The sequence below is a fragment of the Microbulbifer elongatus genome (assembly GCF_021165935.1).
GTDB classification, from domain to species: domain Bacteria; phylum Pseudomonadota; class Gammaproteobacteria; order Pseudomonadales; family Cellvibrionaceae; genus Microbulbifer; species Microbulbifer elongatus.
Map to the genome: position 1 here is coordinate 808,559 of NZ_CP088953.1, position 26,598 is coordinate 835,156.

Annotated in this window: 24 protein-coding genes; 15 read left to right on the forward strand and 9 right to left on the reverse strand. The window is 58.7% G+C overall.

What is annotated here, in order from left to right:
- Positions 1-28 precede the first annotated feature (28 nt).
- Positions 29-628 (forward strand): glutathione transferase GstA, encoded by a 600-nt coding sequence (gene gstA, locus LRR79_RS03290; protein WP_231758988.1) that lies wholly within the window; start codon positions 29-31, stop codon positions 626-628.
- Positions 629-652: 24 nt separating this feature from the next.
- Here the strand turns inward: gstA and LRR79_RS03295 are convergent, their stop codons facing one another.
- The 3 genes from LRR79_RS03295 to hexR all read right to left on the reverse strand — a co-directional run bounded on the left by LRR79_RS03295 (position 653) and on the right by hexR (position 4,723).
- Positions 653-1,906 carry a multidrug effflux MFS transporter gene (locus LRR79_RS03295; RefSeq protein WP_231758989.1) on the reverse strand — a complete coding sequence of 418 codons (1,254 nt, stop codon included), beginning with the start codon at positions 1,904-1,906 and terminating at the stop codon, positions 653-655.
- 159 nt (positions 1,907-2,065) lie between these two features.
- A complete protein-coding gene (locus LRR79_RS03300; RefSeq protein ID WP_231758990.1) occupies positions 2,066-3,856 on the reverse strand; it encodes a DUF4153 domain-containing protein in 1,791 nt (596 codons plus the stop codon).
- A 12-nt stretch (positions 3,857-3,868) separates the two neighbouring features.
- Positions 3,869-4,723: a transcriptional regulator HexR gene (gene hexR, locus LRR79_RS03305; RefSeq protein WP_231758991.1), complete on the reverse strand. Its 855-nt coding sequence runs from the start codon at positions 4,721-4,723 to the stop codon at positions 3,869-3,871.
- A gap of 292 nt (positions 4,724-5,015) precedes the next feature.
- On the opposite strand from hexR, the gene uvrD reads away from it, so the two are divergent.
- The 4 genes from uvrD to LRR79_RS03325 all read left to right on the forward strand — a co-directional run bounded on the left by uvrD (position 5,016) and on the right by LRR79_RS03325 (position 10,503).
- Positions 5,016-7,259 (forward strand): DNA helicase II, encoded by a 2,244-nt coding sequence (gene uvrD / locus LRR79_RS03310; RefSeq protein WP_231758992.1) that lies wholly within the window; start codon positions 5,016-5,018, stop codon positions 7,257-7,259.
- 165 nt (positions 7,260-7,424) lie between these two features.
- Positions 7,425-8,573 carry a TRAP transporter substrate-binding protein gene (locus tag LRR79_RS03315; RefSeq protein ID WP_231758993.1) on the forward strand — a complete coding sequence of 383 codons (1,149 nt, stop codon included), beginning with the start codon at positions 7,425-7,427 and terminating at the stop codon, positions 8,571-8,573.
- A gap of 323 nt (positions 8,574-8,896) precedes the next feature.
- The gene (locus tag LRR79_RS03320; protein WP_231758994.1) at positions 8,897-9,331 is read left to right on the forward strand and encodes a DUF6795 domain-containing protein; all 435 of its coding nucleotides are present in this window, start codon (positions 8,897-8,899) and stop codon (positions 9,329-9,331) included.
- Positions 9,331-10,503, forward strand: coding sequence for a lipase family protein (locus LRR79_RS03325; protein ID WP_231758995.1), 1,173 nt, complete (start codon positions 9,331-9,333; stop codon positions 10,501-10,503). Before LRR79_RS03320 ends, LRR79_RS03325 begins: the two co-directional genes overlap by 1 nt.
- Before the next feature lie 82 nt (positions 10,504-10,585).
- Here LRR79_RS03325 and groL read toward each other — a convergent pair whose 3' ends face one another.
- Together groL and groES are read right to left on the reverse strand one after the other, a co-directional pair.
- Positions 10,586-12,214 (reverse strand): chaperonin GroEL, encoded by a 1,629-nt coding sequence (gene groL / locus LRR79_RS03330; RefSeq protein WP_231758996.1) that lies wholly within the window; start codon positions 12,212-12,214, stop codon positions 10,586-10,588.
- Complete coding sequence (gene groES, locus LRR79_RS03335) at positions 12,211-12,531, reverse strand: co-chaperone GroES (protein ID WP_231758997.1); 321 nt, start codon at positions 12,529-12,531, stop codon at positions 12,211-12,213. The genes groL and groES overlap by 4 nt, the downstream gene beginning before the upstream one ends.
- A gap of 226 nt (positions 12,532-12,757) precedes the next feature.
- Here groES and LRR79_RS03340 point away from each other — a divergent pair, with 226 nt between their 5' ends.
- On the forward strand, positions 12,758-13,354 hold the full coding sequence (locus LRR79_RS03340; RefSeq protein ID WP_231758998.1) for a hypothetical protein: 597 nt from the start codon (positions 12,758-12,760) through the stop codon (positions 13,352-13,354).
- Positions 13,355-13,397: 43 nt separating this feature from the next.
- Here LRR79_RS03340 and LRR79_RS03345 read toward each other — a convergent pair whose 3' ends face one another.
- From LRR79_RS03345 to LRR79_RS03355, 3 genes are all read right to left on the reverse strand, one after another.
- Positions 13,398-13,787 (reverse strand): acyl-CoA thioesterase, encoded by a 390-nt coding sequence (locus tag LRR79_RS03345; protein ID WP_043319902.1) that lies wholly within the window; start codon positions 13,785-13,787, stop codon positions 13,398-13,400.
- A 173-nt stretch (positions 13,788-13,960) separates the two neighbouring features.
- Positions 13,961-15,322: a TRAP transporter large permease gene (locus tag LRR79_RS03350; protein ID WP_231758999.1), complete on the reverse strand. Its 1,362-nt coding sequence runs from the start codon at positions 15,320-15,322 to the stop codon at positions 13,961-13,963.
- Positions 15,319-15,954: a TRAP transporter small permease subunit gene (locus LRR79_RS03355; protein ID WP_231759000.1), complete on the reverse strand. Its 636-nt coding sequence runs from the start codon at positions 15,952-15,954 to the stop codon at positions 15,319-15,321. Before LRR79_RS03355 ends, LRR79_RS03350 begins: the two co-directional genes overlap by 4 nt.
- Before the next feature lie 255 nt (positions 15,955-16,209).
- Here LRR79_RS03355 and LRR79_RS03360 point away from each other — a divergent pair, with 255 nt between their 5' ends.
- The 6 genes from LRR79_RS03360 to LRR79_RS03385 all read left to right on the forward strand — a co-directional run bounded on the left by LRR79_RS03360 (position 16,210) and on the right by LRR79_RS03385 (position 23,062).
- Entirely contained in the window at positions 16,210-17,277 is a 1,068-nt protein-coding gene (locus tag LRR79_RS03360) for a PstS family phosphate ABC transporter substrate-binding protein (RefSeq protein ID WP_231759001.1), read from the forward strand.
- A gap of 167 nt (positions 17,278-17,444) precedes the next feature.
- Positions 17,445-18,824, forward strand: coding sequence for a phosphate ABC transporter permease subunit PstC (pstC, locus tag LRR79_RS03365; RefSeq protein ID WP_231759002.1), 1,380 nt, complete (start codon positions 17,445-17,447; stop codon positions 18,822-18,824).
- On the forward strand, positions 18,817-20,103 hold the full coding sequence (pstA, locus tag LRR79_RS03370; protein WP_231759003.1) for a phosphate ABC transporter permease PstA: 1,287 nt from the start codon (positions 18,817-18,819) through the stop codon (positions 20,101-20,103). The genes pstC and pstA overlap by 8 nt, the downstream gene beginning before the upstream one ends.
- A 210-nt stretch (positions 20,104-20,313) precedes the next feature.
- Positions 20,314-21,054, forward strand: a complete 741-nt coding sequence (gene pstB, locus LRR79_RS03375; RefSeq protein ID WP_255875126.1) for a phosphate ABC transporter ATP-binding protein PstB — start codon at positions 20,314-20,316, stop codon at positions 21,052-21,054.
- 25 nt (positions 21,055-21,079) lie between these two features.
- The gene (gene phoU, locus LRR79_RS03380; protein ID WP_231759005.1) at positions 21,080-21,775 is read left to right on the forward strand and encodes a phosphate signaling complex protein PhoU; all 696 of its coding nucleotides are present in this window, start codon (positions 21,080-21,082) and stop codon (positions 21,773-21,775) included.
- Between the two features lie 486 nt (positions 21,776-22,261).
- Positions 22,262-23,062 carry a putative porin gene (locus LRR79_RS03385; RefSeq protein WP_231759006.1) on the forward strand — a complete coding sequence of 267 codons (801 nt, stop codon included), beginning with the start codon at positions 22,262-22,264 and terminating at the stop codon, positions 23,060-23,062.
- 88 nt (positions 23,063-23,150) lie between these two features.
- Here the strand turns inward: LRR79_RS03385 and LRR79_RS03390 are convergent, their stop codons facing one another.
- Complete coding sequence (locus LRR79_RS03390) at positions 23,151-24,443, reverse strand: M48 family metalloprotease (protein WP_231759007.1); 1,293 nt, start codon at positions 24,441-24,443, stop codon at positions 23,151-23,153.
- A gap of 72 nt (positions 24,444-24,515) precedes the next feature.
- Here LRR79_RS03390 and LRR79_RS03395 point away from each other — a divergent pair, with 72 nt between their 5' ends.
- From LRR79_RS03395 to LRR79_RS03405, 3 genes are all read left to right on the forward strand, one after another.
- A complete protein-coding gene (locus LRR79_RS03395; protein ID WP_231759008.1) occupies positions 24,516-25,007 on the forward strand; it encodes a DUF4265 domain-containing protein in 492 nt (163 codons plus the stop codon).
- 139 nt (positions 25,008-25,146) lie between these two features.
- Positions 25,147-25,926 carry a peroxide stress protein YaaA gene (gene yaaA, locus LRR79_RS03400; protein ID WP_231759009.1) on the forward strand — a complete coding sequence of 260 codons (780 nt, stop codon included), beginning with the start codon at positions 25,147-25,149 and terminating at the stop codon, positions 25,924-25,926.
- 2 nt (positions 25,927-25,928) lie between these two features.
- A complete protein-coding gene (locus LRR79_RS03405) occupies positions 25,929-26,543 on the forward strand; it encodes a DUF938 domain-containing protein (RefSeq protein ID WP_231759010.1) in 615 nt (204 codons plus the stop codon).
- Positions 26,544-26,598 lie beyond the last annotated feature (55 nt).

Genomic DNA, 26,598 nt, shown 5'->3' on the forward strand with positions numbered 1-26,598 from the left:
TCACGATCAGCACGATCAGGAGGAAACCATGAAGCTGTTTTACGCCCCCGGCGCCTGTTCCCTGTCCCCACACATCGTCGCCTGCGAAGCGGGTATCGATCTGCAACTGTGCAAGGTCAACTTGAAAACCAAAGAGCTGGAAACCGGCGGCGATTACACCGAGGTGAACCCCAAGGGCTATGTGCCGGCGCTGCAGCTGGAAGGTGGCGAGCTGTTGACCGAAGGCCCGGCCATCGTGCAGTTTCTGGCGGAGCAGAAGCCGGAACAAAAACTCGCCCCGGAATACGGCTCCCTGGATCACTACCGGGTGCTGGAGTGGCTGAACTTCATTTCCACCGAAATTCACAAGACCTTTGGGCCCCTGTTCTGGGGCGGTAGTGACGAGGAAAAATCTGCCGCCAAGGAGAAACTGGCCAAGCGCTTCCAGTATGTGGAAGACAATATGGCCGGGGATTATCTGATGGGCAGCGATTTCTGTATCGCCGACGCCTACCTGTTTACCGTGTACAACTGGTGCAGCAAGGCGGATGTAGATACTGACAGCTGGCCCGGGCTCAAGGCCTTTGCCGAGCGCATGCGCCAACGGGAGGGTGTGCAGAAGGCACTGAAAGCGGAAGGTCTTAACTGAAGGCCGCAAGCGGGCGGCCGCGGCTTACATCCGCAGCGCCCGCTCCTCGATCTCGATCGGCTGGCGCGCCCGCGCCACAAACAGCGCCATACACAGGGCCGCGGCGGAACAGCACAGCATTCCCAGCGCGATCGGCACCAGTGTGCCGGTATGCACCGCGTTCACCGCACCCCCCAGCACCCCACCGAAGATAAACAGCGAAGCGCCATACAGCGCGTTGGCGGTACCGCTGATCCTGGGGAAAAACTCCAGATAACAGGCCGCCGAGTTAGGGGTGATGATGCCGATGGCGCCCATTGCCATTACCAGCGGAATCATCCACGCCAGCAACACCTGCTCCTGACCAAAATACAAAGTGCTTGCCAGCAGCAGCGCGCAGGACAACAGTTGCAGGCCCATACCCGCCAGCAGAATCTGGCGGGGTTCGAATACCTTCAGCAGACGGATATTCAGCTGCACCATCAACACCAGTCCCAGCACACAGCTGCCAAACAGCATGGGGAAGGTGGCGGAAGAAACCCCGAAATGCTCCATAAACACGAAAGGCGCGGTGGTGATGTAGATAAACATGCTGCCACTGATCAGCGCCTGCCCGAACAGAAAGCCCAGTGCACGGGGGGTGCGGAAGATCTGCGCATAGCCTTTTAGCATGCTGCGGCGGGATTCCCGCTGGCGGCGCGCGCGGCGGAACTTGGATACCGTCTCCGGCAGCACCCCGCGTACCAGCACCATCATCAGCAGACCGTACACCAGTAGAAAGATAAAGATCGCGTGCCAGTCGCCAAAGGTGAGCAGGGTCGCACCGATTGCCGGCGCTGCCATGGGGGCAATCAGCATCATGGTGGCGATCATCGACATGATTCGCGCCGCGTCCCGCCCGTGGTACAGGTCGCGCACAATGGCGCCGCAGATCACCGTGGCAAAGCCGCCACCCAGGGCCTGGCAAAAGCGCAGCGCCACCAGCAGCTCCACGGTGTTGGCAAACAGGATCAGCGCTGAGCTGGCGATAAATATGGCCAGCCCGATGGTGCCGGTAACGATGCGCCCCCAGCGATCCGACAGCGGCCCGCCGATCAGCTGGCCCACCGCAAACCCCAGCAGATAACTGGATACCGAATGCTGCACCTGCGCCACCTCGACTCCCAGCGCTGCGGCCATGGCCGGAATTGCCGGCAGGTAAGTGTCGATGGCAAACGGCGTCAGCGCCACCAGCGCGGCGAGACAGGGGGCGAGCCAGCGCGGTGGCTTGCCTTCGGCGTCGAAAAAGTTCGGGGGCATAAGACCTTGGGTATAAAGCGGGTGAACAGTCACCCGGGTACATCACTGGGTTGGCGCTGGCCTTAGCGCAGGCAGCGGCGGGCGGGGGCATGGTAGCCGCCTCGCCTCGTGGTTTCCATGACAGTGGCGCTTATTTTGTGGATACGGGCAGTCAGCAGTCTACTGGGTCGGGTCGAACAGCAGTTCATCACCGAGATACAGGCTCTGCCAGCGCGGGGGGCGCAGATTGAACTGACCGCCCGAAAGCTTCCGTTGCAGTTCCTCGAACGAAAGTTCTGTATTGCGCCTGCTACTGGAAACCAGTCGCCACCCTTCTTGCCCGGACGTGTGCGCTTTAATGTGCAACCAGTGGTTGCCATCGCTGCGGGACCCGTGGGTAAACAACAGATACTCGGGTTTCCCGTCCCCATCCAGATCCTGAACCAGCCACAGGCAGTTTTGCTGTTCTGCCTGGCAGCGCCGGCTATCCCGCTGTAACTGGGCAGTGTCCGGGGGAGGCGGCGCGCCCTCGGGAAGTACCGGAATCTCGCGCATTTCCCGCTCCCGGGCCTCTATCTGCAGCGGGTTTTCACGCAGCTCCCAGGTGAGATCCTTTGTATTCAGCAGCTGTTCGATGTGTGCTGCGACTTTTTTATCCTGCTGGACGACCGATAGCGACTGCAGCGCCTGAAGTGACTCCAGTCCCGGCCGCCCCAGTTTGTTGCGCAGGAAGAAGAAATCGAAATCCGCCAGCGCCACCTCTCCACCCGCCAGTCGCGCCACCTGGCTGTCGGCGCTGATGCGCCAGAAGTTGGCCAGCGGTGACTGGGTTACCAGGCAAATCGCCAGCACCCACAGTGCCAGCCCGGTATTGATCCGCCGCAACCGCTCCGCCCAGTGACTGCGCCAGCGCAGAATCGAGAGGCTGTAACTGAGTGCCAGCAGCGCCAGGGTGAGTGTGACCACCCCGCCCCACAGTCGCTCCGGTGTCCAGCCATACTGCTGCACCCGCAGGGTTAGGCCATACAGCGCAAAGGCGGTGTAAAACGGTGCCAGTACCAGGGCCAATAGGAGTACCCGGTTGATCCACCCGGGGTAGCGGGCGAACGGGAACTCGTCCTGGATGACACCGTTGGTAAAGAACAGCAGCAGTGCCACCAGCCACAGCAACAGGGCACTGCCGCGACCCGTATCCCAGATGGGCTGTAGGCCGGTAAATGGCAGGGTGGCGAGAAACACGATGGTGAGAACCGCCAGTAACGGCAACAGTGCCACCAGCATGGTACGCAGGAGACGCTTGAGGGTGAGAACAAAGCTCTGCTGCGCGCGGAACAGAATGGCGCCGCAACCGGCGACCAGCCAGGTAACCGGGTAAAAGAACCAGTCCTGCTCAAATAGCTGCGCGAAGAACGCCACGCCCACCAGTTTGAACAGGGCCTGCCACAGCATCAGGATCAGCCAGAAGATACCGGTAAACACCAGCGTGAGGCCGGTAGTCAGGGCAATATCCCAGGAGTAATGAAACAGCGCCGGATAACCGGGTCGTAGCAGCCGCTCTGTGCCGCTGGCGCTGGCACGCAACAGAAAGGCGACGATGAAGGTCGCAATCCCGACAGCAATACAGAAATCGTGGGGCCAGCCGCACTGTATCGTATCTTTGGGTGTGCACTGGTACCCCCGGTAGCTGGCCAGCAGGGCGAGCACGGCGCTGTAGCCCGCAATGACCCACCAGTAACCCCGCGCCAGGCGTGGCGCAATGGTGACAATCACCAGCGGCGGGATGGCAATAGCGACGGTGTAACAGATGAACTGCCACATCGGTGCCCAATGGTTTACGGCATCGAAAAACTTGAGCGCATAGAGCGCGAACCCCTGGGTCAGCGCCGCGACCACAATCAGGCGCTTTTCGGGGAGGCCAAGATCCCGATGTTCGCGGGAGTTTTCCGGCGGTTGGTCGCTGCTTCCGTGCATTTGCCGTCCCGTTTAGTGCTTTTCCTCGCGCAGGTTATACAGACCTTTTTTCAGCTTCAGCAGGTGCTCCTGCAGCTGTGGTCCTTTGCGCTGGGCCACGCCGATGGCGAGTACATCGATCACCACCAGGTGGGCGATACGGGAGGAGAGTGGTGTGTACAGCTCGATGTCCTCTTCCACGTCCACTTCCAGTGGGATGCTTGACTGACGCGTCATAGGGGAGCCGCTGGGGCCCAGACCAATGACGATGGCACCCTGCGCCTTGGCCATTTCCATGGAGCGCAGCAACGAGGAGGTGCGGCCACTCTGGGAGATGGCGACCACCACGTCGCCGGGTTGCATGCTCATGGCCGACATACTCTGCATGTGGTGATCGGAGTGGGCGGCGGTGGCCATCTGCAGACGGAAGAATTTGTGCTGGGCGTCGGCGGCCACGGCACCGGAGGCGCCAAAGCCGAAGAATTCCACCCGTTTGGAGGCGGCGATGGCTGCCACGGCGGCCTCGAGAGCGCGGCCGTCGATCTTGTCGCGCACATTGAGCAGGGTATCGACGGTGGAGTCGAACACCTTGCGTTTGTATTCGGCGATGGTGTCGGTTTCGGTGACCGCGATCTGGCCGAAACTGGGGCTGGAGGCGAGCTGCTGGGCCAGGTTGAGCTTGAATTCCTGGAAGCCGGAACAGCCAACCGCGCGGCAGAAGCGCACCACGGTGGGTTCGCTCACCTGGGCTTCGGTGGCGAGATCGACGATCCGCATATGAATGATTTCGCCGGGATTGGCGAGGATATATTCTGCAACCTTGCGCTCAGATTTGCGCATGGAACTCAGCTGTTCGCTGATCTTTTGCGTGACTTCCGCTGGCTTCACGACAACACCTTCTCTGGTTCAAGCTGTGCAGTTTAGCGGCATGGCGGGGTGCTGGCGAGCCTTCCATTGGCCTGGTACTAGTCCTGTGGCGGCCCTGCTACCGGGTATGTCTGTGCGAGCACGGGCTAGGCGCCCCCCCTCAACCCATCCTTGGGGGCTCTTCCGCGAGGTCCCTCTCGCGGAAGGTCTCGCACAGACAGACCCGGCATCAGGGCCTTCGCGTCGAATTTCAGTGGTTCAAAACCCTGTTTATATACCCAGTTCTCCACCTACCCCTGATACAATCCGCCCCATGGACGTATCTGAACTCTTAGACCCCCTCAACGACCCCCAGCGCGAAGCCGTCGCGGCGCCGCCGGGCAATCAACTGGTTCTGGCCGGCGCCGGCTCGGGCAAGACCCGGGTGCTGGTGCATCGTATCGCCTGGCTGATGCAGGTGGAGGGGGCGTCGCCCTACTCCATTATGGCAGTAACCTTTACCAACAAGGCCGCGCGGGAGATGCGCGGGCGTATCGAGGAACTGCTGGGGGTGAACACCTTCGGCATGTGGGTGGGCACTTTCCACGGCCTCGCCCACCGCCTGCTGCGCGCCCACTGGGCCGAAGCGAAGTTGCCGCAAAACTTCCAGATTCTCGATTCTGATGACCAGCTGCGCCTGATCAAGCGGGTGCAGAACGAGCTGGGGCTGGATGAGAAGAAGTGGTCACCGCGGGAAACCCAGTGGTGGATCGGTGCACAGAAAGATGAGGGGATTCGCCCGCAGTACATTCAGCTGACCGGCGACCCCTGGCTGCAGACCATGGTGCAAATTTACAGCGCCTATGAAGCGGCGTGCCAGCGCGCCGGTGTGGTCGACTTTGGCGAACTGCTGTTGCGCGCCCACGAGCTGCTGCTGAACAACGACAGCATCCTCGCCCATTACCGCCGTCGCTTCCCCTTCATTCTGGTAGACGAATTCCAGGATACCAACACCATTCAATACGCCTGGCTGCGCCTGCTGGCCGGTGATGAATGCGCGATCACTGCGGTGGGAGACGACGACCAGTCTATCTACGGCTGGCGCGGGGCCAAGATCGAGAATATCCAGCACTTCGAAGCGGATCTGAAAGACGTGCAGACGGTGCGCCTGGAGCAGAACTATCGCTCCACCAGTACCATCCTGAATGCCGCCAACGCGGTGATCGCCCACAATAGCGGGCGCCTCGGCAAGGAGCTGTGGACCGAAGGCGACAAGGGCGAGCCGATTTCCCTGTATTCCGCTTACAACGAGCAGGATGAGGCGCGCTTTATCGTCGAACGCATTCAGGACTGGGTGCGCGATGGCAACCGCCGCGAAAGCATCGCGATCCTTTACCGGTCCAACGCCCAGTCACGGGTGCTGGAAGAAGGCCTGCTGCGGGAACAGGTGCCTTACCGCATTTATGGCGGCCAGCGCTTCTACGAGCGCATGGAGATCAAGAATGCGCTGTCCTATATGCGCCTGATCACCAACCGCCACGACGACACCTCTTTCGAACGGGTAGTGAATACCCCCACCCGCGGCATCGGCGCGCGCACCGTGGATACCGTACGCCAGTTTGCCCGTGAGCACGGCTGCTCCCTGTGGGACGCCGCGGCGAAGATGCTGCAACAGAAAGTCCTCGCCGCCCGCGCCGGCAACGCCCTGGCCAATTTCCTCAGCCTGATCGACGCGCTGGACGAAGAAAGCACCGACAAGACCCTCGACCATATCGCCGAGCTGGCCATCGAGCAGACCGGTCTGATCGATTTCCACGGCAAGGAAAAAGGTGAAAAGGGCCAGACCCGGGTGGAAAACCTGCAGGAACTGGTGAGCGCCTGTCGCGGCTTCGACGGCCTGCCCACCGTGGACGCCGATGGCGAGGCGGTGGACGAGGAAGAAATTCCACTGATCAACCAGTTCCTCGACAGCGCCGCGCTGGACGCCGGCGAAGGCCAGGCAGATGAGTTTGAAGACGCCGTGCAGCTGATGACCCTGCACTCCGCCAAGGGTCTGGAATTCCCGCTGGTGTTTATGGCCGGTGTGGAAGAAAACCTGTTCCCGCACAAGATGTCTGCCCAGGAACCCGGGCGCATGGAGGAGGAGCGCCGTCTGTGTTACGTGGGGATCACCCGCGCCATGCAGAAGCTGTATATCACCTACGCGGAAAGCCGCCGCCTGTTTGGCAGTGAGACCTACAACAAGCCGTCGCGGTTTGTGAGTGAAATTCCGGTGGAGTATATCCACGAGGTGCGGCTCAAAACTGAAGTCTCCAAGCCGCTATTTCAGCCCAACTCTTATGGAAAAGATTGGGGCAAATTCGGCGGTGGCGCAGGCCAGTTCTCCGACCCGGCGCCGGAATTTGATGACGAGCTGCCACCGCTGGCTCTCGGCGGCCGCGTGGACCACGCCAAGTTCGGCGAAGGCACCGTAGTGCAGTTCGAAGGCAGCGGCCCCCGCGCAAGAGTGCAGGTCAACTTCGACGACGCCGGCGCCAAATGGCTGGTAGTATCCATGGCAAAACTACAGCCCCTGTAACCACGATCGACAACGGTATATTTACGCCACAACGTCATCCCGGACTGGATCCGGGATCCAGAAACCACAGAATCGGCAGTAACCTCAAAGACCCTGCCATTCCCGCTGGATCCCGGATCATGTCCGGGATGACGCATTAAAACGAAAAATAAAAATCAAACGGACATGAAAAAAATAAACTGGTATCCCCCCGTTATCCTCGGCCTGCTCGCCCTACTGGTGCTTACCTTCGGCGCACTGGTGGTGTCCCGCTCTGACCAGGTTCAGACCGTCACCTCCATCGAAGACTCTCACCTGAAAAATTCGGGCCAGCAAACCTTCGAGTGGAAACTCGTCACCACCTGGCCCAAAAATTTCCCCGGTCTCGGCAGTGCCCCGGAGCGCTTCGCGAACAATGTCGAAACCATGTCCAACGGCCGCCTGAAAATAAAAGTCTTCGGCGCCGGCGAATTGGTCCCGGCCATGGGAGTATTCGGTGCGGTCTCCAGCGGTGCCGCCCAGGTGGGTCACGGTGCCGCCTATTACTGGAAAGGAAAGATCCCCGCAGCCCAGTTTTTTACCGCGGTACCTTTTGGGCTGAATGCCCAGGAAATGAATGGCTGGCTGCACTACGGCGGTGGGCTGGAATTGTGGGAAGAGCTCTACGCACCGTTTGACCTGATTCCCATGGCCGGCGGTTCCACCGGTGTGCAGATGGCGGGCTGGTTCAATAAAGAGATCAATTCCGTCGAAGACCTGAAAGGCCTCAAGATGCGCATTCCCGGTCTCGGTGGGGAAGTACTGAACCGCGCCGGCGGCACTGCTGTGACCATCCCCGGTGGTGAACTCTATACCGCGTTGCAGACTGGTGTGATCGATGCCACCGAATGGGTCGGCCCCTACAACGACCTCGCCTTCGGCTTCCACCAGATCGCCCAATACTACTACTACCCCGGCTGGCACGAGCCCGGCTCAATCCTCGAAATCATCATCAACAAAACCGCTTTCGAGAAATTGCCCGCAGACCTGCAGGCCATCGTGCGCACCGCCGCCCGCGACGCCAACCAGGATATGCTCGACGAATACACCGCGCGCAATAATCGGGCCCTGAAAGAGCTGCGAGAAGAACATGGGGTGGAATTGCGAAGACTGCCAGACGACGTCATTGCGCACCTGAAAAAAATCAATCAGGACATCATGCAGGAAACTGCCGCGAAAGATCCTCAGTTCAACCGCGTGTACAAAGCCTTCCGAGAGTTTGAGTCACAAGTGATTCCGTACCACCGGATCAGTGAAGAAGCCTATTACAAAACCCGGAACAGAGTGCCGGAATAATACCCCGCCTTCCATCGCTTTCCCCCCAAGCGTGCCGACTAAAATCTATATCGCTATCATCTTCAGTCGGCACGTTTTCCCCTCGTTCTCACCGTGTTAAGCCCACCTATTGATTCATCAATTGGTACTATGGTTCATATTTTGGAAATTGACTCTGACACCATTTTATATTTTTGACATTGGTTATAGGGTTATTAATATGCAGCGATAGTTCGCGCACATGGATTGGTTCAAGCCGATCCGGGTTACAGGTTATTACGATAATGTTACGCAATTTATTTCTGTGCGTTTTATTGGTTTGTATTTCAGGGACAGCATCGTCTATGTCTATTTTTGATGCGGGGAAGGTTTGCACGTTTTCGCCGATATCCGGTGTGATTCTTTTCGAGGGAAAGCCTGCTGTCGGTGCCAGAGTGATAAGGGTTACCGATTATCAGAGTAAAAATCAGGATGAAGTAGTCACGGATAACACTGGCCATTTTGAAATGCCCGGTGTCTATGCCCGGCATGTGGTGAATTTTCTTCCTCAGGAATTTGTAGTCGGTCAGCTGATCAACGTGATTTACAACGATCAGGAATACAAAATCTGGTCTGGAGTGAAGCGAAAGCGTGAAGAGAATGCGGAATCGCGCGGGAAACCCCTTGTGGTGACCTGCGAGCTCACTCAGGACGATGAGGTGATCAATGTGGATCGGCAGCCATTCATTACCAAGTGTAAGTGGGATGTAGAGCCTGACGCTAAAAAGGATATTTTCTAATGATAGAGTTGACTCCGGAACAGGCCGCCAGTCTGTCCAGCGAAGTATACGCCCTGACCAAATTCCCGGTTCTGCAAGATGCCATTACCCACCTGAATCATAAATACGGCGGTAACCTGTCGTTTTATGAAGAGAATATGCTGAAAGGAAAGACCGGCGGGCCGGGGTTTATCAAGGTTAGGACGGCATTCGGGTTCCTGCTTCTGGGCCAGAACAACCTGAAGGGCCACGCTTTCATCCTGTTTCGGGGTACACAATATCTGGCGGATTGGCTGACAAACCTCAACCTCACCCTGTCTGCCTCCGCGAGTGGCCAGCCGGTTCACGACGGGTTCAACAAAGCGTTCCAATCAATGTTGCCGCAGATTTCCGTTTTCGTGAACGGGTTGCCGGCCGGTACCCGTGTCCATTGTCTGGGACACAGTCTCGGTGGCGCGCTGGCCACGATTGCTGCGGAGTGGGTACGCAAACACACGGCGCATTTTCCAAAACTTTACTCTTTCGGAAGTCCTCGGGTGGGCTTGATCGGCTTTTCTGAGCAGTGCACCCGTCTGTTGAGTGATGACAATATCTTTCGAGCCTACCATCGCACCGATATTGTGCCCTGTATCCCCATCTGGCCCTTCGTGCACACACCCAGCACCGATCGCGATTTCTTTTTGCCTTCCCCGGGCTTGGTGCCGTGGAAAACCTACCACGATATGGCACTTTATCAGGACTCGGTAGAAGACAAGAGCTGGGAAGCCATTCGAGCTATGCGCCCGGCCGGCCGCACCGATAGCGGCGTCGAAGCCTGGTTGCGGTCCAAGGCGGTCATCGGGCAGACAATGTCGGCCATCGAATGGCTGAATGATGCCATCATCTACGTGGTGAAAAAGTGTATGGAGTTTGCCGGTCGCATCATCAATTTTACTGCCACCACCTATTTCACCCTGATGGATCAGTTGGCCATGGTTCTGAACAGCGGCGTCAAGCTGCTGGTTGGCTCGGTAAGTCTGGTGGCGTTGCTGGTGAAGAAAATCATGCAATTTCTCGGCCTCAAGCCGATCGCAGAGTCTGCCAGTATCACCCACGACTTTCTACGCAACCTGTTGCTGAAACTTTCATCCCGGGTCAACGAGATCAGTAAGCAGGCCCTGAGTGCGACCCTGGCGGAGGGGCGGGGTATTTGATTGACGGGATCTGTTTTTCTTTAGAAAAAAGGGGCCTTGCGGCCCCCAACAGAAAAGCACTGGGGATGGGTCTATTGAAAAATCAGTAGTCGTAGGCGTCTGCCGCGGGCTCTGATTTTTTCTCTTCTGGTTTGTCGGCCACCATGACTTCGGTGGTGAGCATCAGGCCCGCGATGGAGCCCGCGTTCTGCAGCGCAGAGCGCGTGACCTTGGCGGGATCGATGATACCGAACTCCAGCATATCGCCGTAGTCTCCGGTCTGGGCGTTGTAGCCGAAATTGGCGCTCTCGTTAGAGCGGACCTTATTCAGCACCACGCTACCTTCGACACCAGCGTTGGCGATGATCTGGCGGAAAGGCTCTTCCATCGCACGCAGGGCGATATTGATACCCACCTGCTGATCGTCGTTGGCACCTTGCAGGCCGTTCTTGCGCAGGCTGTCGGCAACCCGCACCAGGGTCAGACCACCGCCGGCCACAATGCCCTCTTCCACCGCTGCGCGGGTCGCGTGGAAGGCGTCGTCCACCAGGTCTTTCTTCTCCTTCATTTCCACTTCGGTGGCGGCACCGACCTTGATCACCGCAACACCGCCGGCCAGCTTGGCCACGCGCTCCTGCAGTTTCTCCTTGTCGTAGTCGGACGTGGAGTTTTCGATTTCCGCGCGGATCTGTTTCACGCGGCCATCGATGGCGGTTTTGTCGCCGGCGCCATCCACGACCACGGTGTTGTCCTTGCTGATTACGACGCGCTTGGCACTGCCCAGCTGCTCCAGCTCGACCTTCTCTAGGGTGAGGCCGACTTCTTCGGAGATGACGGTACCGCCGGTGAGAATGGCAATGTCTTCCAGCATGGCCTTGCGGCGATCGCCAAAGCCCGGCGCTTTCACCGCTGCGACCTTGATGGTGCCGCGCAGGCTGTTGACCACCAGGGTGGCGAGAGCTTCGCCTTCAATATCCTCGGCAATCAGCACCAGCGGACGGCCGGCCTTGGCGACGGATTCCAGCAGCGGCACCAGGTCGCGGATATTGCTGATCTTCTTGTCGAACAGCAGGATGTAGGGGTTATCCAGCTCCGCCTGCATCTTCTCCTGGTTGGTGACGAAGTACGGCGACAGATAACCGCGATCGAACTGCATGCCTTCGACGACTTCCAGTTCGTTCTGCAGGGACTTGCCTTCCTCCACGGTGATGACACCGTCGCGGCCGACCTTCTCCATGGCTTCTGCGATGATCTTGCCGATATCCTCGTTCCAGTTGGCAGATACGGTGCCGACCTGGCCGATGGACTTGGTGTCGTCACAGGGCTTGGACAATTTCGCCAACTCTTCTACCGCGGCTTTTACCGCAGTATCGATACCGCGCTTCAGGTCCATGGGGTTCATGCCGGCGGCAATGGACTTGTGTCCCTCGCGCACCAGGGCCTGGGCAAGAACCGTGGCGGTGGTGGTGCCGTCACCGGCGACGTCGGCGGTTTTTGAGGCGACCTCCTTCACCATCAGCGCGCCCATATTCTGGAACTTGTCGGTGAGCTCGATTTCCTTGGCAACGGACACGCCATCTTTGGTCACGCGCGGTGCGCCGAAGCTTTTGCTCAGCACCACATTGCGGCCCTTGGGCCCCAGGGTGGCTTTTACTGCGTCGGCGAGAATATTCACGCCCGCCAGCATGCGTTCGCGGGCATCGTCAGAAAACTTGACTACTTTGGCGCTCATGCGGCTTTCTCCTGTGTGCTTTCATTCACCTCGTCCAGAACGGCAAGTATGTCGGACTCTTTCACGATCAGGTACGTCTCGCCGTCGTGTTTAATTTCGGTGCCGGCGTACTGACCAAACAGCACCCGGTCTCCCACCTTGACTGCCAGCGGGCGCAGCTCGCCATTGTCCAGCTGAGCCCCGTCGCCTGTGGCAATCACTTCTCCCTGGGTGGGTTTTTCAGCGGCCTTGTCCGGAATAACGATGCCACCTTTGGTGGTGGTTTCCGCGGCAAGACGTTTCACAACCACCCGGTCGTAGAGCGGTTTGATACTCATCGGATTTCCTCCCAATAAGCATTTGGATGTTTCAATGTTAAAGGTTGGTCGCCGGGAAGGGTTTGTCCTTCCGACAATCGCGAAAATAGGAGCGCTCCAACAATTTTCAAGGGGGGAGAAAACCACTTTTTTATAAAAAATTTTTATAAAAATTCGTAGGCAAAAAATAGAAACGGGATAAAGGCAGATTTATATTTGTAGTGACGTATTGAAGAAGGAGGAGCTGATGCCATCCGTATCGCAAACCACCTTTGAGCAAACTCTGGCTGACTTCTTTCGCGAGCGCCTGCAGGCCGGGGCTGTTGACCTGGATCCGCGCCCGCGGGAAGAGACGCTATGGTATCTGGGCAGCCTGCTCGCGCGCTTCGGTGACAGTGCACAGGTGTTCAGTTACGACCAGGGCGAAGTGTCTGTGCGACCGCTGGCGTTGCTGTATCGCGACGCGGTTGAGGTAGACAGCCATTACCACCGGTGCCTGATCCTGCGTCAGCTTGGCGACCTGGCCCTGTTTATGGGTGCGCTCTTTCCGGAAAACTACGCGCGTCGGGGGATCAGTCGGGATTACTTTATCGGGATGGGCGGCGGTGCTTACGATTATCTGGGGGAAAATGCGCGCGACAATCGCCAGGTATTCAGCGAACTGGCCGAGCGCTTTGCGCGGTTACTGGAGCTGGTGGCGACGGTGTGTGGACGGGATCGGGTAATGGACGCGACGGATATCCTGCAGCTGTTCCAGCGCTGGCGGGAAACCGGAGATCCGCGTCTGGCGGCGCAGTTGCGCGAGATGGGTGTCGTGCTGCCGGACGCCGGCGGCATGCATTGAGGCCGAACCGCCCCAATGCGTAGCGCTGATCCGGCTTCCAGGTTCAGGGCAGTGGCCGTGTGCGTCCGCGATCATCGATGGCGACGAAGACAAACTCCCCTTCAGTGACCTTCACCTGCTCACCGGTATCCACCCGGGTCAGCCAGACTTCCACCATGGTCTTAATAGACGATCGTCCAACTTCAACCGCTTCCGCGTAACAGCTGACGGTGGAGCCCACAGGTACCGGGCGCAGGAAGACCATGCTGCCGACGGCGACGGTGGTGACACGGCCGCGAGCGATGCTCTGGGCGAGGATGGCACCGGCCACGTCCATCTGTGACATCAGCCAGCCGGCAAACACGTCGCCCTGGGGGTTGGTGTCACGGGGCATGGACTGGGTCTGGAGGGTCAGGGTACCGCTGGGTTGCGGTTCTTCATCAATGGCGGACATCGCGGCTGCTCACAAATTCTTAGATTTATTGGCCCGGTAGTGCAAACGGAGTCACCTTGGCCGGGTGGCGCATTCTAGCACAATCTGGGTACTAATTAGCCAGTCCTGAATGGGTGAATTTGCCGCCACCCGCGGCATTTTCTGCTGGTTCGGGCGCCTGGCCATTGGATTTATCACGAGGTGACATACGCCGGCAGCCAGGTCGCCAAGGCAGGCCACAATGCCAGCAGGCACATGACCAGTAGCTGGATCGCGATAAATGGCACCACACCGCGATAGATAGCCCCGGTGGCCACCTCTACTGGCGCCACGCCGCGCAGGTAGAACAGCGCAAAACCGAACGGCGGAGTGAGGAACGAGGTCTGCAGATTCAGCGCAATCATCACACCCAGCCACACTGGGTCCAGCCCCATGGCCAGCAGTACCGGCCCGACAATGGGCACCACCACAAAGGTGATCTCGATAAAGTCGAGGATAAAGCCCAGCAGGAAAATCACCAGCATCACCAGCAGGGTCGCCCCCACTATGCCCCCGGGTAGGCTCTCGAAAAAGTGCGTGACCACTTCCTCACCGCCAAAGCCGCGGAATACCAGCGAGAACAGCGAGGCGCCGATCAGAATGGCGAACACCATGGCGGTCACCTGTAGGGTGCTCTGCCCGACCTCGCCGGCCCGCGCCCAGTTCAGCGCGCCCCGTCCCCAGGCCAGAATACCGGCCCCCAGGGCACCCACCGCCGCCGCTTCCGTCGGGGTGGCGGCACCGGTAATGATGGAGCCGAGCACCAGCAGCATCAGCGCAATGGGCGGCGCCAGACTCTTGAGGGTCTGCAGCAGCTCCACCTCTTCTCTGTCCGCCTGCACTGCGGCGGGCTCACGGCGGGCGATCAGCAACAGGTAGAGGATGTAGCCGGCCACCAGAATCAGGCCTGGAATAATCGCGCCCATAAACAGGTCGCCCACGCTGACCGGTTTCGGGTTGAAAATTCCCTGGCTCAACTGTGCCTGTTGATAGGCATTGGACAGAGTGTCGCCGAGCAGAACCAGGGCAATGGACGGCGGGATGATCTGACCCAGAGTGCCTGTGGCACAGATAGTGCCGGTAGCCAGTCGCGGAGAGTAACCGCGATTGAGCATGGTGGGCAGGGACATCAGCCCCATGGTCACCACCGTCGCGCCGACGATGCCGGTGCTGGCGGCGAGCAGCGCACCCACCACCACCACGGAAACCGCCATGCCCGCGGGAATGCCGGAAAAGACCCGCGCCAGGTTGACCAGCAGTTCCTCGGCAATCCGCGCGCGCTCCAGCATGACTCCCATCAAAACGAACAGGGGCACAGCCATCAGGGTGCCATTCTGCATAATGCCGTAGAGCCGGTCCGGAAAGGCCTTCAGCAATTCCGCATCGAATATCCCGGCGACGATGCCGAGACCTGCGGCCAGCAAAGCGGTACCGCCCAGAGTGAAGGCGACCGGATACCCCATTAACAGGGCTCCGCAGACCGCGACAAACATCAGCAGGGGAATCAGCTCCATCATGCGCCCACCTCCCGCGCGAATCCCGGTGCCACTTCCCGTACCAGTGGCCGGGGCTTTTCCGGTGCGGGTTCAACCGCAGGTTTATGGGGGCGGCAAGCGGATGCCGGGCCTGGGGCACTCCCGAGTTCTACCTGCATCAGCGTACAGAGCGCCCGCGCCAGCTGGCTGAGGCCCTGTAGCGCGAGGCTGGAAGAAGCCAGCGGAATCAGGCTTTTCAGCAGATAGACACCACCGAGGCCATCGGCACTGCTGCTGGTTTCATGTACTGCCCAGCTACTGGCGGCGAACTGCCAGCTGCCGAAGCCGATAAAGGCACACAGGGGCAACAGGAAGACCAGGCATCCCACCGCGTCTACCCAGGCTTTCCCCCGTGTGCTGAGCGCCCGGTAGATGACATCCACACGCACGTGGGCGTTGGCCTGCAGTGCGTAGGCGAGCCCCAACATAAAGGCGGCGCCGTGCAGATAGGCAACTGCGTCCTGCAAGGCCAGGGAGCCCCCGTCAAATCCGTAGCGCAGGGCGACCACCAGACTCTGGATGACCACCATGGCCAGGGTGAGCCAGCCCAGAATGCGCCCGCAGCGGCTGGCAAATTTGTCCAGGGCATCGGCACTGCTTAGTAGAAACTTCATGGAAGGTCTCTCAAACCATCTTTTTTGTTTGTTATTAATGGGGAAGAGCCTACCTGTCGGTCAGAAATTGCGCCAGTTCCGGGTGCGCCTCAGGGGCTGACCAGGGTTGACGCCAGAGTCATAAATCGTGTTCACGGCTGTAATCTGTTTGTAACCTTACATTCATAGAATCGTCACCAGTTCGAAATAGCATGCGCCGCGTGCAGAGACTACTGAATAATTCTCGACCAATTCGCGACCATTTCTGGAGAAATCATGAACAACCGTTCTGCGAGCAAAAAAGTACTGGCTTCCGCCCTCGCGGCCGTGACCATCGCAGCGTCCAGTGCTGCGTTGGCGGCGCGCGACCACATCAGCATCGTGGGCTCGTCCACCGTATACCCGTTCACCACCGTGGTTGCCGAGCGCTTCAGCCGCGCCACCCAGTTCAAGACCCCGGTTGTGGAGTCCACCGGTACCGGCGGCGGCATGAAACTGTTCTGTCAGGGTGTCGGCGAGAGTACCGCAGACATCACCGGTGCCTCCCGTCGTATCAAACAGTCCGAGCTGGACATGTGTAACGACAACGGCGTCGACGTGGTGGAAGTGCAGATTGGTTTCGACGGCATCGTTCTGGCCAATGCCAAGACGTCCGCGCCATTCGAGCTGACCCGCAAGGACATCTTCCTGGCCCTGGCCAAAGACGTGCCGAATCCCGACGGCTCTGAGACTCTGGTTGCCAACCCCTACAAAACCTGGAAGGACGTAAACCCGACCCTGCCGGCCACCAAAATCGAAGTACTGGGCCCGCCCCCGACCTCCGGTACCCGCGACGCTTTCGCCGAACTGGCGATGGAAGGCGGCTGCAAGAAGTTTGACTGGATTGCGGCGAAGAAGTCTTCCGACAAAAACGCCTATAAAGCGATCTGCCACAATGTGCGCGAAGACGGCGCCTATGTCGAAGCCGGTGAGAACGACAACCTGATCGTGAACAAGCTGGTGGCCAGCCCCAATGCCCTGGGTATCTTCGGCTTCAGCTTCCTCGACCAGAACGCGGACAAGGTGCGGGGTTCCGTGATCGAAGGTCAGGAGCCTACCTTTGAGTCCATCGCCGATAACAGCTACCCGGTTTCCCGCCCGCTGTTCGTGTATGTAAAGAAAGCCCACGTGGACGTGGTGCCCGGCATCAAACAGTTCCTGGCGGAACTCACCAATGATCGCGCCTGGGGCGAAGAAGGTTATCTGGCCGACAAAGGCATGATCCCGCTGCCCGACGCCAAGCGTCAGCAGGTTGCCACCAATGTGCGCAAGCTGAACGCCCTGGGTAATCTGGCAGCGAAATAACGCCGCCTGACCCTGGTAGATGGAGTTACCGGCCAAGCCTTTTTGTTACAGAGAGGCTTGGCCGTTTACGTATATAAAGAACGCTTTTCCGAAACCATGGATTTACCGCCACAACCGCGGATAATGGCCAGCGTTTTTTACCCATTGAAATAATTCCGAGCGAATCGATGCAGACCCCCACACTCTTCGCCCTGCTGTTGCTGCTGGTTCTGGTGGCCTATGGCACTGGCTTCAGTCGTGCCATCGCCGCTGCCCGCAGTCGCGGTGGTGTGCGCAGCCTCGCTTCACTACCCACCTACTATGGTGTGCACACCGCATTATGGTGTGGCCTGCCGGCCCTGATCATCCTGGGCTTCTGGCTGGTGTTTGACGATGCCATCATCCGCGCCCTGGTGCTGGGCGGTATTGCCGACAAGCCGGATTCCATCTCCGGCCAGAACCTGTTGTACGCACAGATTCAGAACCTCGCCGCCGGCAATCTGATCGGGGACACCAGCCCACAGATCCGGGCGGCCGCAGATCACCTGCTCAGCCTGCGCGAGCGCGGTCAGTGGATGCAGACCGCAATCACCCTGATCCTGGCGGCTGGCCTTGCTGCCTACACCCTGCTGCGTATTTCCCCGGACATGCGCGCCCGGGAAAAGGTGGAAAAGGTACTGCGCGTTATTTTACTGGTGTGTGCCTCCGCCGCGATTTTCACCACCGTCGGCATTCTGATGTCGGTGCTGTTCGAATCCCTGCGCTTCTTCCAGTCGGTACCGGTGACCGAATTCCTGTTCGGCCTGCACTGGAGCCCGCAGATGGCCCTGCGCTCGGACCAGGTGGGCTCCAGCGGCGCCTTCGGTGCGGTACCCCTGTTTACCGGTACGCTGATGGTTTCCGCGATTGCCATGTTTGTGGCAGTGCCGGTGGGCCTGATGTCGGCCATTTATCTGGCGGAATACGCGGGCAAAAAAGTGCGCGCGTTCGCCAAACCGCTGATCGAAATCCTCGCCGGTGTCCCCACGGTGGTGTACGGCTTTTTTGCCGCGCTTACCGTGGCACCTTTCGTGCGCGAAGTGGCCCAGTCCGTCGGACTGGAAGCATCCAGCGAGAGTGCGCTGGCCGCCGGCCTGGTGATGGGGGTAATGATTATTCCGTTCGTATCGTCACTGTCCGACGACGTGATCAACGCGGTACCCCAGTCCCTGCGCGACGGCGCTCTCGGACTCGGCTCCACCAAATCTGAAACCGTGCGCAAGGTGGTGATTCCGGCTGCCCTGCCCGGCATTGTCGGCGGTGTGTTGCTGGCGGTCTCCCGCGCCATTGGCGAGACCATGATTGTGGTGATGGCTGCGGGTCTCGCCGCCAATCTCACCGCCAACCCGCTGGAGTCGGTAACCACCGTAACGGTGCAGATCGTGACCCTGCTGGTGGGCGACCAGGAATTCGATAGTCCCAAGACCCTCGCCGCGTTTGCCCTCGGCCTGATGCTGTTTATCAGCACCCTGATTCTGAACTTTATCGCCCTGCACGTAGTGAAAAAATACCGGGAACAGTATGACTGATCTAACTCAAACCCAGGTGCGCGAGCGTATCGCCGCGCGGCTCGCCAGCCGTCACCGCAAGGAAAAAATCTTCCGCGGGTTCGGGATCGCGAGTATTGCCTTCGGTGTGCTGGCGGTGCTGGTGCTGTTTACGGATATCATCAGCAAGGGCAGCAGTGCCTTTGTGCAGACCGATATCCAGCTGCAAGTGACCTATGACCCGGCCACCCTTGGCATCGAGACGGTGGACGAGGAGAGCCTGGCCTGGGCCAACTTCGATGCGGTGATTCGCAGCGCTCTGCGCGAGCGTTTCCCGGATGTCACCAGCCGCCGCGACAAGCGCGAACTCTACTCTCTTGTCTCCAACGGCGCCGGCTTTGAACTGCGCGAGCGCCTGCAGGAGAACCCGGATCTACTGGGCAAGACCGAAACCCTGTGGTTCAACGCCGACGATGATGTGGACACCTACGTGAAGAGCCTGTCCAAATCCAAAGACGGCTTCCTCGGCCGTACCTCCGAGCAGAAGGCGCAATGGATTCTGGCGCTGCGCGAGAGTGGCGAGCTGGAAAAGCGCTTCAACACCACCTTCTTTACCAACGGTGACTCTCGCGAGCCGGAACAGGCGGGTATCCGCGCGGCGTTAGTTGGCTCACTGTTCACCCTGTTGGTGACCCTGACGCTGTCATTCCCCATCGGCGTGGCCGCAGCCATCTACCTCGAGGAATTCGCACCGAAGAACCGCTGGACCGATCTGATCGAGGTGAATATCAACAACCTCGCCGCAGTGCCGTCCATCGTATTCGGCCTGCTGGGCTTGGCGATCTTTATCAACTTCTTCGAACTGCCGCGCTCGGCGCCGCTGGTGGGGGGGCTGGTACTGACCCTGATGACTTTGCCCACGATCATTATTTCCAGCCGCGCCTCGCTGAAGTCCGTGCCGCCTTCCATTCGCGAGGCGGCCATGGGCATGGGCGCCTCGCGCATGCAGGTGGTACTGCACCACGTGCTGCCACTGGCCATGCCCGGCATGCTCACCGGTGCGATTATCGGTATGGCCCAGGCCCTGGGTGAGACCGCACCGTTGCTGATGATCGGTATGGTGGCGTTTATCGTGGACGTGCCCCACGGTATCACCGACCCGTCTACGGTTCTGCCGGTACAGATCTTCCTGTGGGCCGACAGCCCCGAGCGCGCCTTTGTGGAGCGTACCTCCGCCGCGATCATGGTACTGCTGGCAGTCCTGATCACCATGAATACCTGCGCAGTGTGGCTGCGTAAAAAACTTGAACGCCGCTGGTAACGCGTGCCGTTACCTGTGAATGCTAAGATAGCGAATCGAGAAAGAGCCATGAGTACCATGACCCTGAACGCCGGCGAAGCCGTACCGGCGCAAGACAAAGCCACCCAACCGGCTGCGGAGTCCCCAACAGTGAAAAACCAGGCAGTGAAAAGCCCGGCCGATATTGCTGAAACTGTCGGCAGCCCCTTCTGCGACGATGCCAAACTGCGCATGCGCAACGTCAACGTGTTCTACGGTGAGACCCAGGCCATTCACGATGTGAGCCTGGATATCGGCCGCAATCAGGTGGTGGCCATGATCGGCCCGTCCGGCTGTGGTAAATCCACCTTCCTGCGCTGCCTCAATCGCATGAACGACACCATCGAAGGCTGTCGCGTGGAGGGTGAACTGAGCCTGGACGGCGAAGCCATCTACGGCCCCAAAGTAGACGTGGTGCCCCTGCGTGCCCGCGTGGGCATGGTGTTCCAGAAGCCGAATCCCTTCCCCAAATCCATCTACGACAACGTCGCCTACGGCCCCAAGATTCACGGCATTGCCAGCCGCCGCGCGGAACTGGATGAGATTGTGGAGAACAGCCTGCGCCGCGCCGGTCTGTGGAACGAGGTGAAGGATCGCCTGGACAAGCCCGGCACCGGACTCTCCGGTGGTCAGCAGCAGCGCCTGTGTATCGCCCGCGCCATCGCCGTGAGCCCGGAAGTGATCCTGATGGATGAGCCCTGTTCGGCCCTGGACCCCATTGCCACCGCGCGTATCGAAGAGCTGATCGATGAGCTGCGTGAGAATTACACCATCGCCATCGTCACCCACTCCATGCAGCAGGCCGCGCGGGTCAGCCAGCGCACCGCCTACTTCCACCTCGGCAAACTGGTGGAAGTGAATGACACCGAGACAGTGTTCACCAATCCGGAACATGATCTCACCGAAGCCTACATTACCGGCCGTTTCGGCTAAGGTTGGGGGGAGCCCACAAAACGTTATGGATATGCATTTCGATCAACACATCTCCCGCCAGTTCAACGAAGATCTTGAAAGCCTCAAGACGGAAATGCTGGAAATGGGTGGCCTGGTCACCCGCCAGGTGGCCGATGCCGTAGAAGCCCTCGCCAACGCCGACAGTGAGTTGGCGGAGAAGGTTTTGCAGGTGGAAGAGGAAATCGACCGCTGCGAAATGGAAGTGGACGAGCACGCGACCCTGATCATCGCCAAACGCCAGCCGGCGGCGTCCGACCTGCGCATGGTGATGTCGGTGATCCGCATCGCCCGCGATCTGGAGCGCGTCGGTGACGAGGCCAGCAAGATCGCCAAGATGGCCATTGCGCTGACCGATGAAGGCACCGCGCCGCGTGGCTATACCGAGATTCGTCATATCGCCAACGCGGTGCGCAAGATGCTGAACGATGCGCTGGATGCCTACACCCGCTTCGACGTCAAAGCGGCCATGGAAACCCTGGCCAAAGACGAACAGGTGGATATGGATTATCGCAGCGCTATCCGCGAAATGGTCACCTATATGATGGAAGACCCGCGCAGCATCTCCCGGGTCATGAATGTGCTGTGGACTCTGCGCTCTCTGGAGCGGATCGGCGACCACGCCAAAAACATCTGTGAACAGGTGGTATATCTGGTACAGGGCGCTGATATTCGTCACGGCAATGAGAAAAATATGCGTTGAATACCCCTGCCGTTCCCCCAAGCCGGAAACACTAAGTTCGGATTTACTGAAAGTACTCCGAATTTATTTTTACAAAGGGCCGTTTTTACGGCCCTTTATTTTCGTAGTCACCACTTGTACCAGTTTTAATTGAGAATCGATTACCGGAATTGTTTCGTTGTTTGGTAATGCCAAACCACAAACATTAACCACCCTGCCTTACCGAAGCAGTGTTCCACGCGCCATTTTCCGTCGCTTCAGCCGCACCGGATACATTCAGCTTTTATTCAGTTGCACTCCGGCACTATGTCGTTGCGATGGTAGTTAAACTACCGAAATCAAATTGTATTTGAGACGTCCGTCGCAATTAATTCTTTTCGTTGCACATAAATTTTCCTGCACTTAGAATCCGCGCCGAATTTGCCCCGGCTTGTTTGAGAGAGAAGCCAGACGGGCAAATCGGACGGGTACGAAAGTACAGATGTAAATGAAACAGGGAACACTTCTATGAAGTTCAAGTTTGCAGCTCTTCCTTTGATGCTGGTTTCTGCGGTTGCCTCCGCAGAACAATATAATTCTTTTACCGATGTTGATTACACTTCCGCTGATTATGGCAGTGCTGACGTCGACACCCTGAGCTTTCAGTCTCAGTACTATTTCGGCGCACTGGAGACGCTGGGCCCACGTAAGGAATTCAACTATATCCTGCCGGTTTCCAATATCTACGGTGGTTTTGACTACGTAGATTTTGATGGCGGTGACAGCGACGCTTTGAATATCGGCGGCGAGTACTACACTGGTCAGTGGAAACTGTTCGGTGAGCTGCGTGATAACGATGTGTCTACCGATTACAGCGTTGGTGCAGGCTTCCTGTTTACTCCAAACTTCCTGGCCGAGGTGGAAGCCGTTAAGCCGGAAGACCAGGACACCGTGCTGTTTTTCCGCGGTCAATACAATCACCAGCTGAGCGGAACCGACTACATCGGTTTTACCGCCGAAGTGGATGATGAGTTTGACTACCGCAGCGTTTCTTCCAAATACTTTACCGCGCTGGCGGGCGGTCAGTATCTGACGGCAGAACTGGCGCTGGTTGACGTAGACGGAGCAGACCTGTTCTGGGGTGGCGAATTAGAGTTTTACTTCAATGAGAACACCTCTATCGGTGCTGCGTATGACGAAAACGAGTCCTACGAATTCAAGGCGACTCACTTCTTCAATCGCAACGTTGCAGGCAAGGTTGCATACGGATCGAACGGAGACGCTGACGATCTGGACATCTTCAGCCTGGGCGTAACCGTCCAGCTGTAATTTCCTTTCGGGAAATCCAGTACAAAAAAAGCGGGTGAATTTCTTCGCCCGCTTTTTTTGTTTCTGTGCCGGATAAATTTATCCCGGCTTATCCCTGATTGCCCAGCGCCTGCACCCGCGCCTGTGCTTTGGTGGCGATCTCGCCGGAGGACTTGGCGGCAATCTGGTACTGGCTCAGGGCGTTTTTGGTGTTGCCCTGTTTTTCGTAAACCTGCCCCAGGTAGTAGTGCGCATGGGGGGTATCCAGATAGCTGGTGGAGCGCTGCAGATCCCGCTCGGCGGCGGTGTAGTTATTCAGCTGCGCATTGAGCATGCCGCGCATCAGCCAGTTGGAAAACAGCGTGGGATTTTTCTGTACTGCGGTCTCGTAGGATTTCAGTGCCGCCTGGTACTGTTTCTTTTGCGCCAGCAGATCTCCTTCCAGTGCATAAAATGCTGCTTCTTTCGGCTGCTGCTTCTGCGCCTGGCGGGTCAGGGTCAGTGCGCGGTCGTAGTCCTTCTTCTGTACTGCGGCTACCGCCTGATCGTAGCTTTTATAGGCATCCGCATCTTTCTTCAGCTGCGCAATGGCCCGCTGGTATTCGCTGCGGTTGGTCGCACCACCGCCGAGTTTCTTCGCGTGGGCGATATTGGCGTCTACCCGGGATTGCGACGGTGGATGGCTGGCGAAGAGTGCATCCAGTCCGCCTGCCTGCTTGCCCTTGGACAGCTCGACGAACTTCTGTTGCAGGCGTACCGCACCTTGGGGATCGTAGCCGGCCGCGGCCATATATTTCATGCCGTATTCATCGGATTCCAGTTCGTTGTCGCGACCGTACTTGGCGATATAGGCGGAGCCGCCGAACTGGCTGCCCAGGGAGATAAGGTCGCCATAAGCGGTATTCTGGGTGGTGGCACCGAGAATGGCGATACCCGCGCCGAGGATCTGCTGCTGGGACATGGCTGCCGCGGAGTGGCGGGCGGCGGCGTGGACGATCTCGTGGCCGAGCACTGCCGCCAGCTCGGCTTCATCTTCCAGCAGCACCAGCAGACCGCGGTTGATGGCGATTTTGCCACCGGGCAGCGCCCAGGCATTGGGGGTGGAGTTGTTCAGAACCACGAACTCGTAGGGCAGATTGGGCTGATCGGAGACCCGCGCCAGTTTCTGACCGACGCGGGAAACATAGGTCTGCAGGGTCGGGTCCACAAGATATTCACCACCCTGGGTCTGCTGTGCCTGAGGGTACTGCTGTTCACCCAGCGCCACTTCCTGGCTCTGGGACATCAGCGACAGCTCTTTCTTGCCGGTGACCGGGTTGACCGCACAGCCAGCGATACCGGCGGTCAAAGAGGCGGCAACGGCGGTGGCCAGGAGGCGGTGGGTGATTGAACGCGGAAACATGATCCTCTCCCTGTATAATGCGGTTCGCACAATTTATCGCCCAATATTGTACACAGTCCGGAGAGAGAGGTTATGACGACCGCACTGCAGATTATCGAATTGTTTGCCGGCACCAATCCCGATGGGGAGCCGGTCGTAGAGCGCATGCAGGTGCGGGTCAACGAGGACGACAGCGTACAGCTGGTGCGTTCTCCGGCGTTTATCAAGGGCATCGCCAGCGGCGACACCATCAAGGTGAACCGGGAGGACCCGGAAAAGCCCAGCTTTGAACTGATCAAGCGCTCCGGCAACCTGGCTGTACGGGTTTTCTGCCGCGGCGAAAGCACCAAGCTCTCCGACCAGCTGACGCCCCAGCTGGAAAAGCTCGGCGGTGAGCTGGATATGGAGAGCCCGCGTTTGCTGGTCTACAGCATCCATGTAAGCTGTGGCTTTGCCGAAATCGAGCAGATCCTCAACAGTGTCTGCGACGGTGCCAACAGTGTCTGGTACTACGGCAATGTGTACGATCCGGTGGATGGGCAGACGCCACTCAACTGGTGGCAAGATATCCTCAAACCAGAGTAAACCGACGCCCTCTAAATACCGTCATTCCGGCGCAGGCCGGAATCCAGCACTCCGGACTCTGGATTCCGATACCGGATCAAGTCCGGCACAGGCGCTGGACCGGGATGACGTAAGTCATTGACCGTTGTTGAGTTCCCCTATGCTGATCGTTATCTCCCCCGCAAAAACCCTCGATTTTGACAGTGCAATTCCCGCGTTGGACACCACCCAGCCGGACTTCCTCAAGGAATCCGCGGCGCTCATCAAGGAGCTGAAGGCCCTGAGTCCGCAGGACATCTCCAGTCTGATGAAGATCTCCGACAAGCTGGGGGTGCTGAACTACGACCGTTTCCAAAGCTGGAAGCGTCCGTTTACGGATAAAAACGCCCGCCCCGCCCTGCTCGCTTTCAAAGGCGATGTGTATACCGGGCTGGAAGCGGAGACCATGGTCAAGCGGGACTTCGCGTTTGCACAAAAACACCTGCGTATGCTCTCGGGCCTCTATGGCCTGTTGCGCCCGCTGGATCTGATGCAGCCGTACCGCCTCGAGATGGGCACGAAATTCGCCAACAGCGGCGGTAAGAATCTGTACGAGTTCTGGGATGGCAAGATTACCGAGGCCCTGAATACGCAGCTGCAGGCTCTCAAGAGCAAGGAACTGGTGAACCTGGCCTCCAACGAGTACTTCAAGTCGGTGCAGAAAAAGGAACTGCAGGGGGAAATTTTTACCCCGCACTTCAAGGACTGGAAAAACGGCCAGTACAAGATGATCAGTTTCTTCGCCAAAAAAGCCCGCGGTATGATGAGCCGCTGGGCCATCGACAACCGGGTGAAGAAGGCCGAACAGCTGAAAGACTTTGATGTGGCCGGTTACTATTTCAGTGAAGAACACTCCAAAGGCAATGACTGGGTGTTCCTGCGCGACGAACAGCCGGCCTGATCATGAACGACAGCAAGCTGCCAGACGCTCCTTCCACCGCGCGCAATCGCGAACCCATCCTGACTCACCTAAAGCGCCTGCTGGCGGATAGCCGCCGGGTGCTGGAAGTTGGCAGTGGCACCGGCCAGCACGCCGTGTATTTCGCCCCGCACCTGCCCCATCTCACCTGGCAGACCAGCGAGCGCCCGCCGCATCTGCACGAGGTACAGGCCTGGCTCCTCAACAGTCCCGCGGCCAACCTGCCCGCACCGATTGTGCTGGATGTCACCAGTCACTGGCCATCCCTGCGGGTGGACACGGTGTTTACCGCCAATACACTGCACATTATGCCCGCCGCCGCGGTGGAGAAGTTCTTTCAGAAGTTGCCGCAGGTGCTGCAGCCCGGCGGCCAGCTGATCGTCTACGGCCCGGTGAAGATCGGCGGCGATTATATCGGCCCCGGTAATGCGGGTTTCGATGTCTGGTTGAAGGGGCAGGACCCGCTGCGAGGTATTCGTGATCTGGAATGGCTGGATCAGCTGGCTGCCAGCCAGGGGTTGCAGCGGAGTGAAAACAATTTCCTGCCGGCCAATAATCAGTTACTGGTATGGCAGTTGAACGACGAAAGCACTTTGTAGCGCCGGCTCCTATGCGGTGCTGTTGAGAACGAACAAACGCAGAACTAGGAAACCA

Bases quoted from the DNA above. Each gene is read 5' to 3' on its own strand.
- LRR79_RS03355 (WP_231759000.1), bottom strand. From the start codon at position 15,954: ATGAAGTTTCTACTAAGCAGTGCCGATGCCCTGGACAAATTTGCCAGC.
- LRR79_RS03315 (WP_231758993.1), top strand. From the start codon at position 7,425: ATGAAAAAAATAAACTGGTATCCCCCCGTTATCCTCGGCCTGCTCGCC.
- LRR79_RS03390 (WP_231759007.1), bottom strand. From the start codon at position 24,443: ATGTTTCCGCGTTCAATCACCCACCGCCTCCTGGCCACCGCCGTTGCC.
- LRR79_RS03345 (WP_043319902.1), bottom strand. From the start codon at position 13,787: ATGTCCGCCATTGATGAAGAACCGCAACCCAGCGGTACCCTGACCCTC.
- pstC (WP_231759002.1), top strand. From the start codon at position 17,445: ATGCAGACCCCCACACTCTTCGCCCTGCTGTTGCTGCTGGTTCTGGTG.
- pstA (WP_231759003.1), top strand. From the start codon at position 18,817: ATGACTGATCTAACTCAAACCCAGGTGCGCGAGCGTATCGCCGCGCGG.
- LRR79_RS03350 (WP_231758999.1), bottom strand. From the start codon at position 15,322: ATGATGGAGCTGATTCCCCTGCTGATGTTTGTCGCGGTCTGCGGAGCC.
- phoU (WP_231759005.1), top strand. From the start codon at position 21,080: ATGGATATGCATTTCGATCAACACATCTCCCGCCAGTTCAACGAAGAT.
- LRR79_RS03295 (WP_231758989.1), bottom strand. From the start codon at position 1,906: ATGCCCCCGAACTTTTTCGACGCCGAAGGCAAGCCACCGCGCTGGCTC.
- LRR79_RS03395 (WP_231759008.1), top strand. From the start codon at position 24,516: ATGACGACCGCACTGCAGATTATCGAATTGTTTGCCGGCACCAATCCC.
- LRR79_RS03385 (WP_231759006.1), top strand. From the start codon at position 22,262: ATGAAGTTCAAGTTTGCAGCTCTTCCTTTGATGCTGGTTTCTGCGGTT.
- LRR79_RS03300 (WP_231758990.1), bottom strand. From the start codon at position 3,856: ATGCACGGAAGCAGCGACCAACCGCCGGAAAACTCCCGCGAACATCGG.
- LRR79_RS03360 (WP_231759001.1), top strand. From the start codon at position 16,210: ATGAACAACCGTTCTGCGAGCAAAAAAGTACTGGCTTCCGCCCTCGCG.
- pstB (WP_255875126.1), top strand. From the start codon at position 20,314: ATGCGCAACGTCAACGTGTTCTACGGTGAGACCCAGGCCATTCACGAT.
- LRR79_RS03325 (WP_231758995.1), top strand. From the start codon at position 9,331: ATGATAGAGTTGACTCCGGAACAGGCCGCCAGTCTGTCCAGCGAAGTA.
- uvrD (WP_231758992.1), top strand. From the start codon at position 5,016: ATGGACGTATCTGAACTCTTAGACCCCCTCAACGACCCCCAGCGCGAA.
- yaaA (WP_231759009.1), top strand. From the start codon at position 25,147: ATGCTGATCGTTATCTCCCCCGCAAAAACCCTCGATTTTGACAGTGCA.
- LRR79_RS03320 (WP_231758994.1), top strand. From the start codon at position 8,897: ATGTCTATTTTTGATGCGGGGAAGGTTTGCACGTTTTCGCCGATATCC.
- LRR79_RS03340 (WP_231758998.1), top strand. From the start codon at position 12,758: ATGCCATCCGTATCGCAAACCACCTTTGAGCAAACTCTGGCTGACTTC.
- groES (WP_231758997.1), bottom strand. From the start codon at position 12,531: ATGAGTATCAAACCGCTCTACGACCGGGTGGTTGTGAAACGTCTTGCC.
- groL (WP_231758996.1), bottom strand. From the start codon at position 12,214: ATGAGCGCCAAAGTAGTCAAGTTTTCTGACGATGCCCGCGAACGCATG.
- LRR79_RS03405 (WP_231759010.1), top strand. From the start codon at position 25,929: ATGAACGACAGCAAGCTGCCAGACGCTCCTTCCACCGCGCGCAATCGC.
- gstA (WP_231758988.1), top strand. From the start codon at position 29: ATGAAGCTGTTTTACGCCCCCGGCGCCTGTTCCCTGTCCCCACACATC.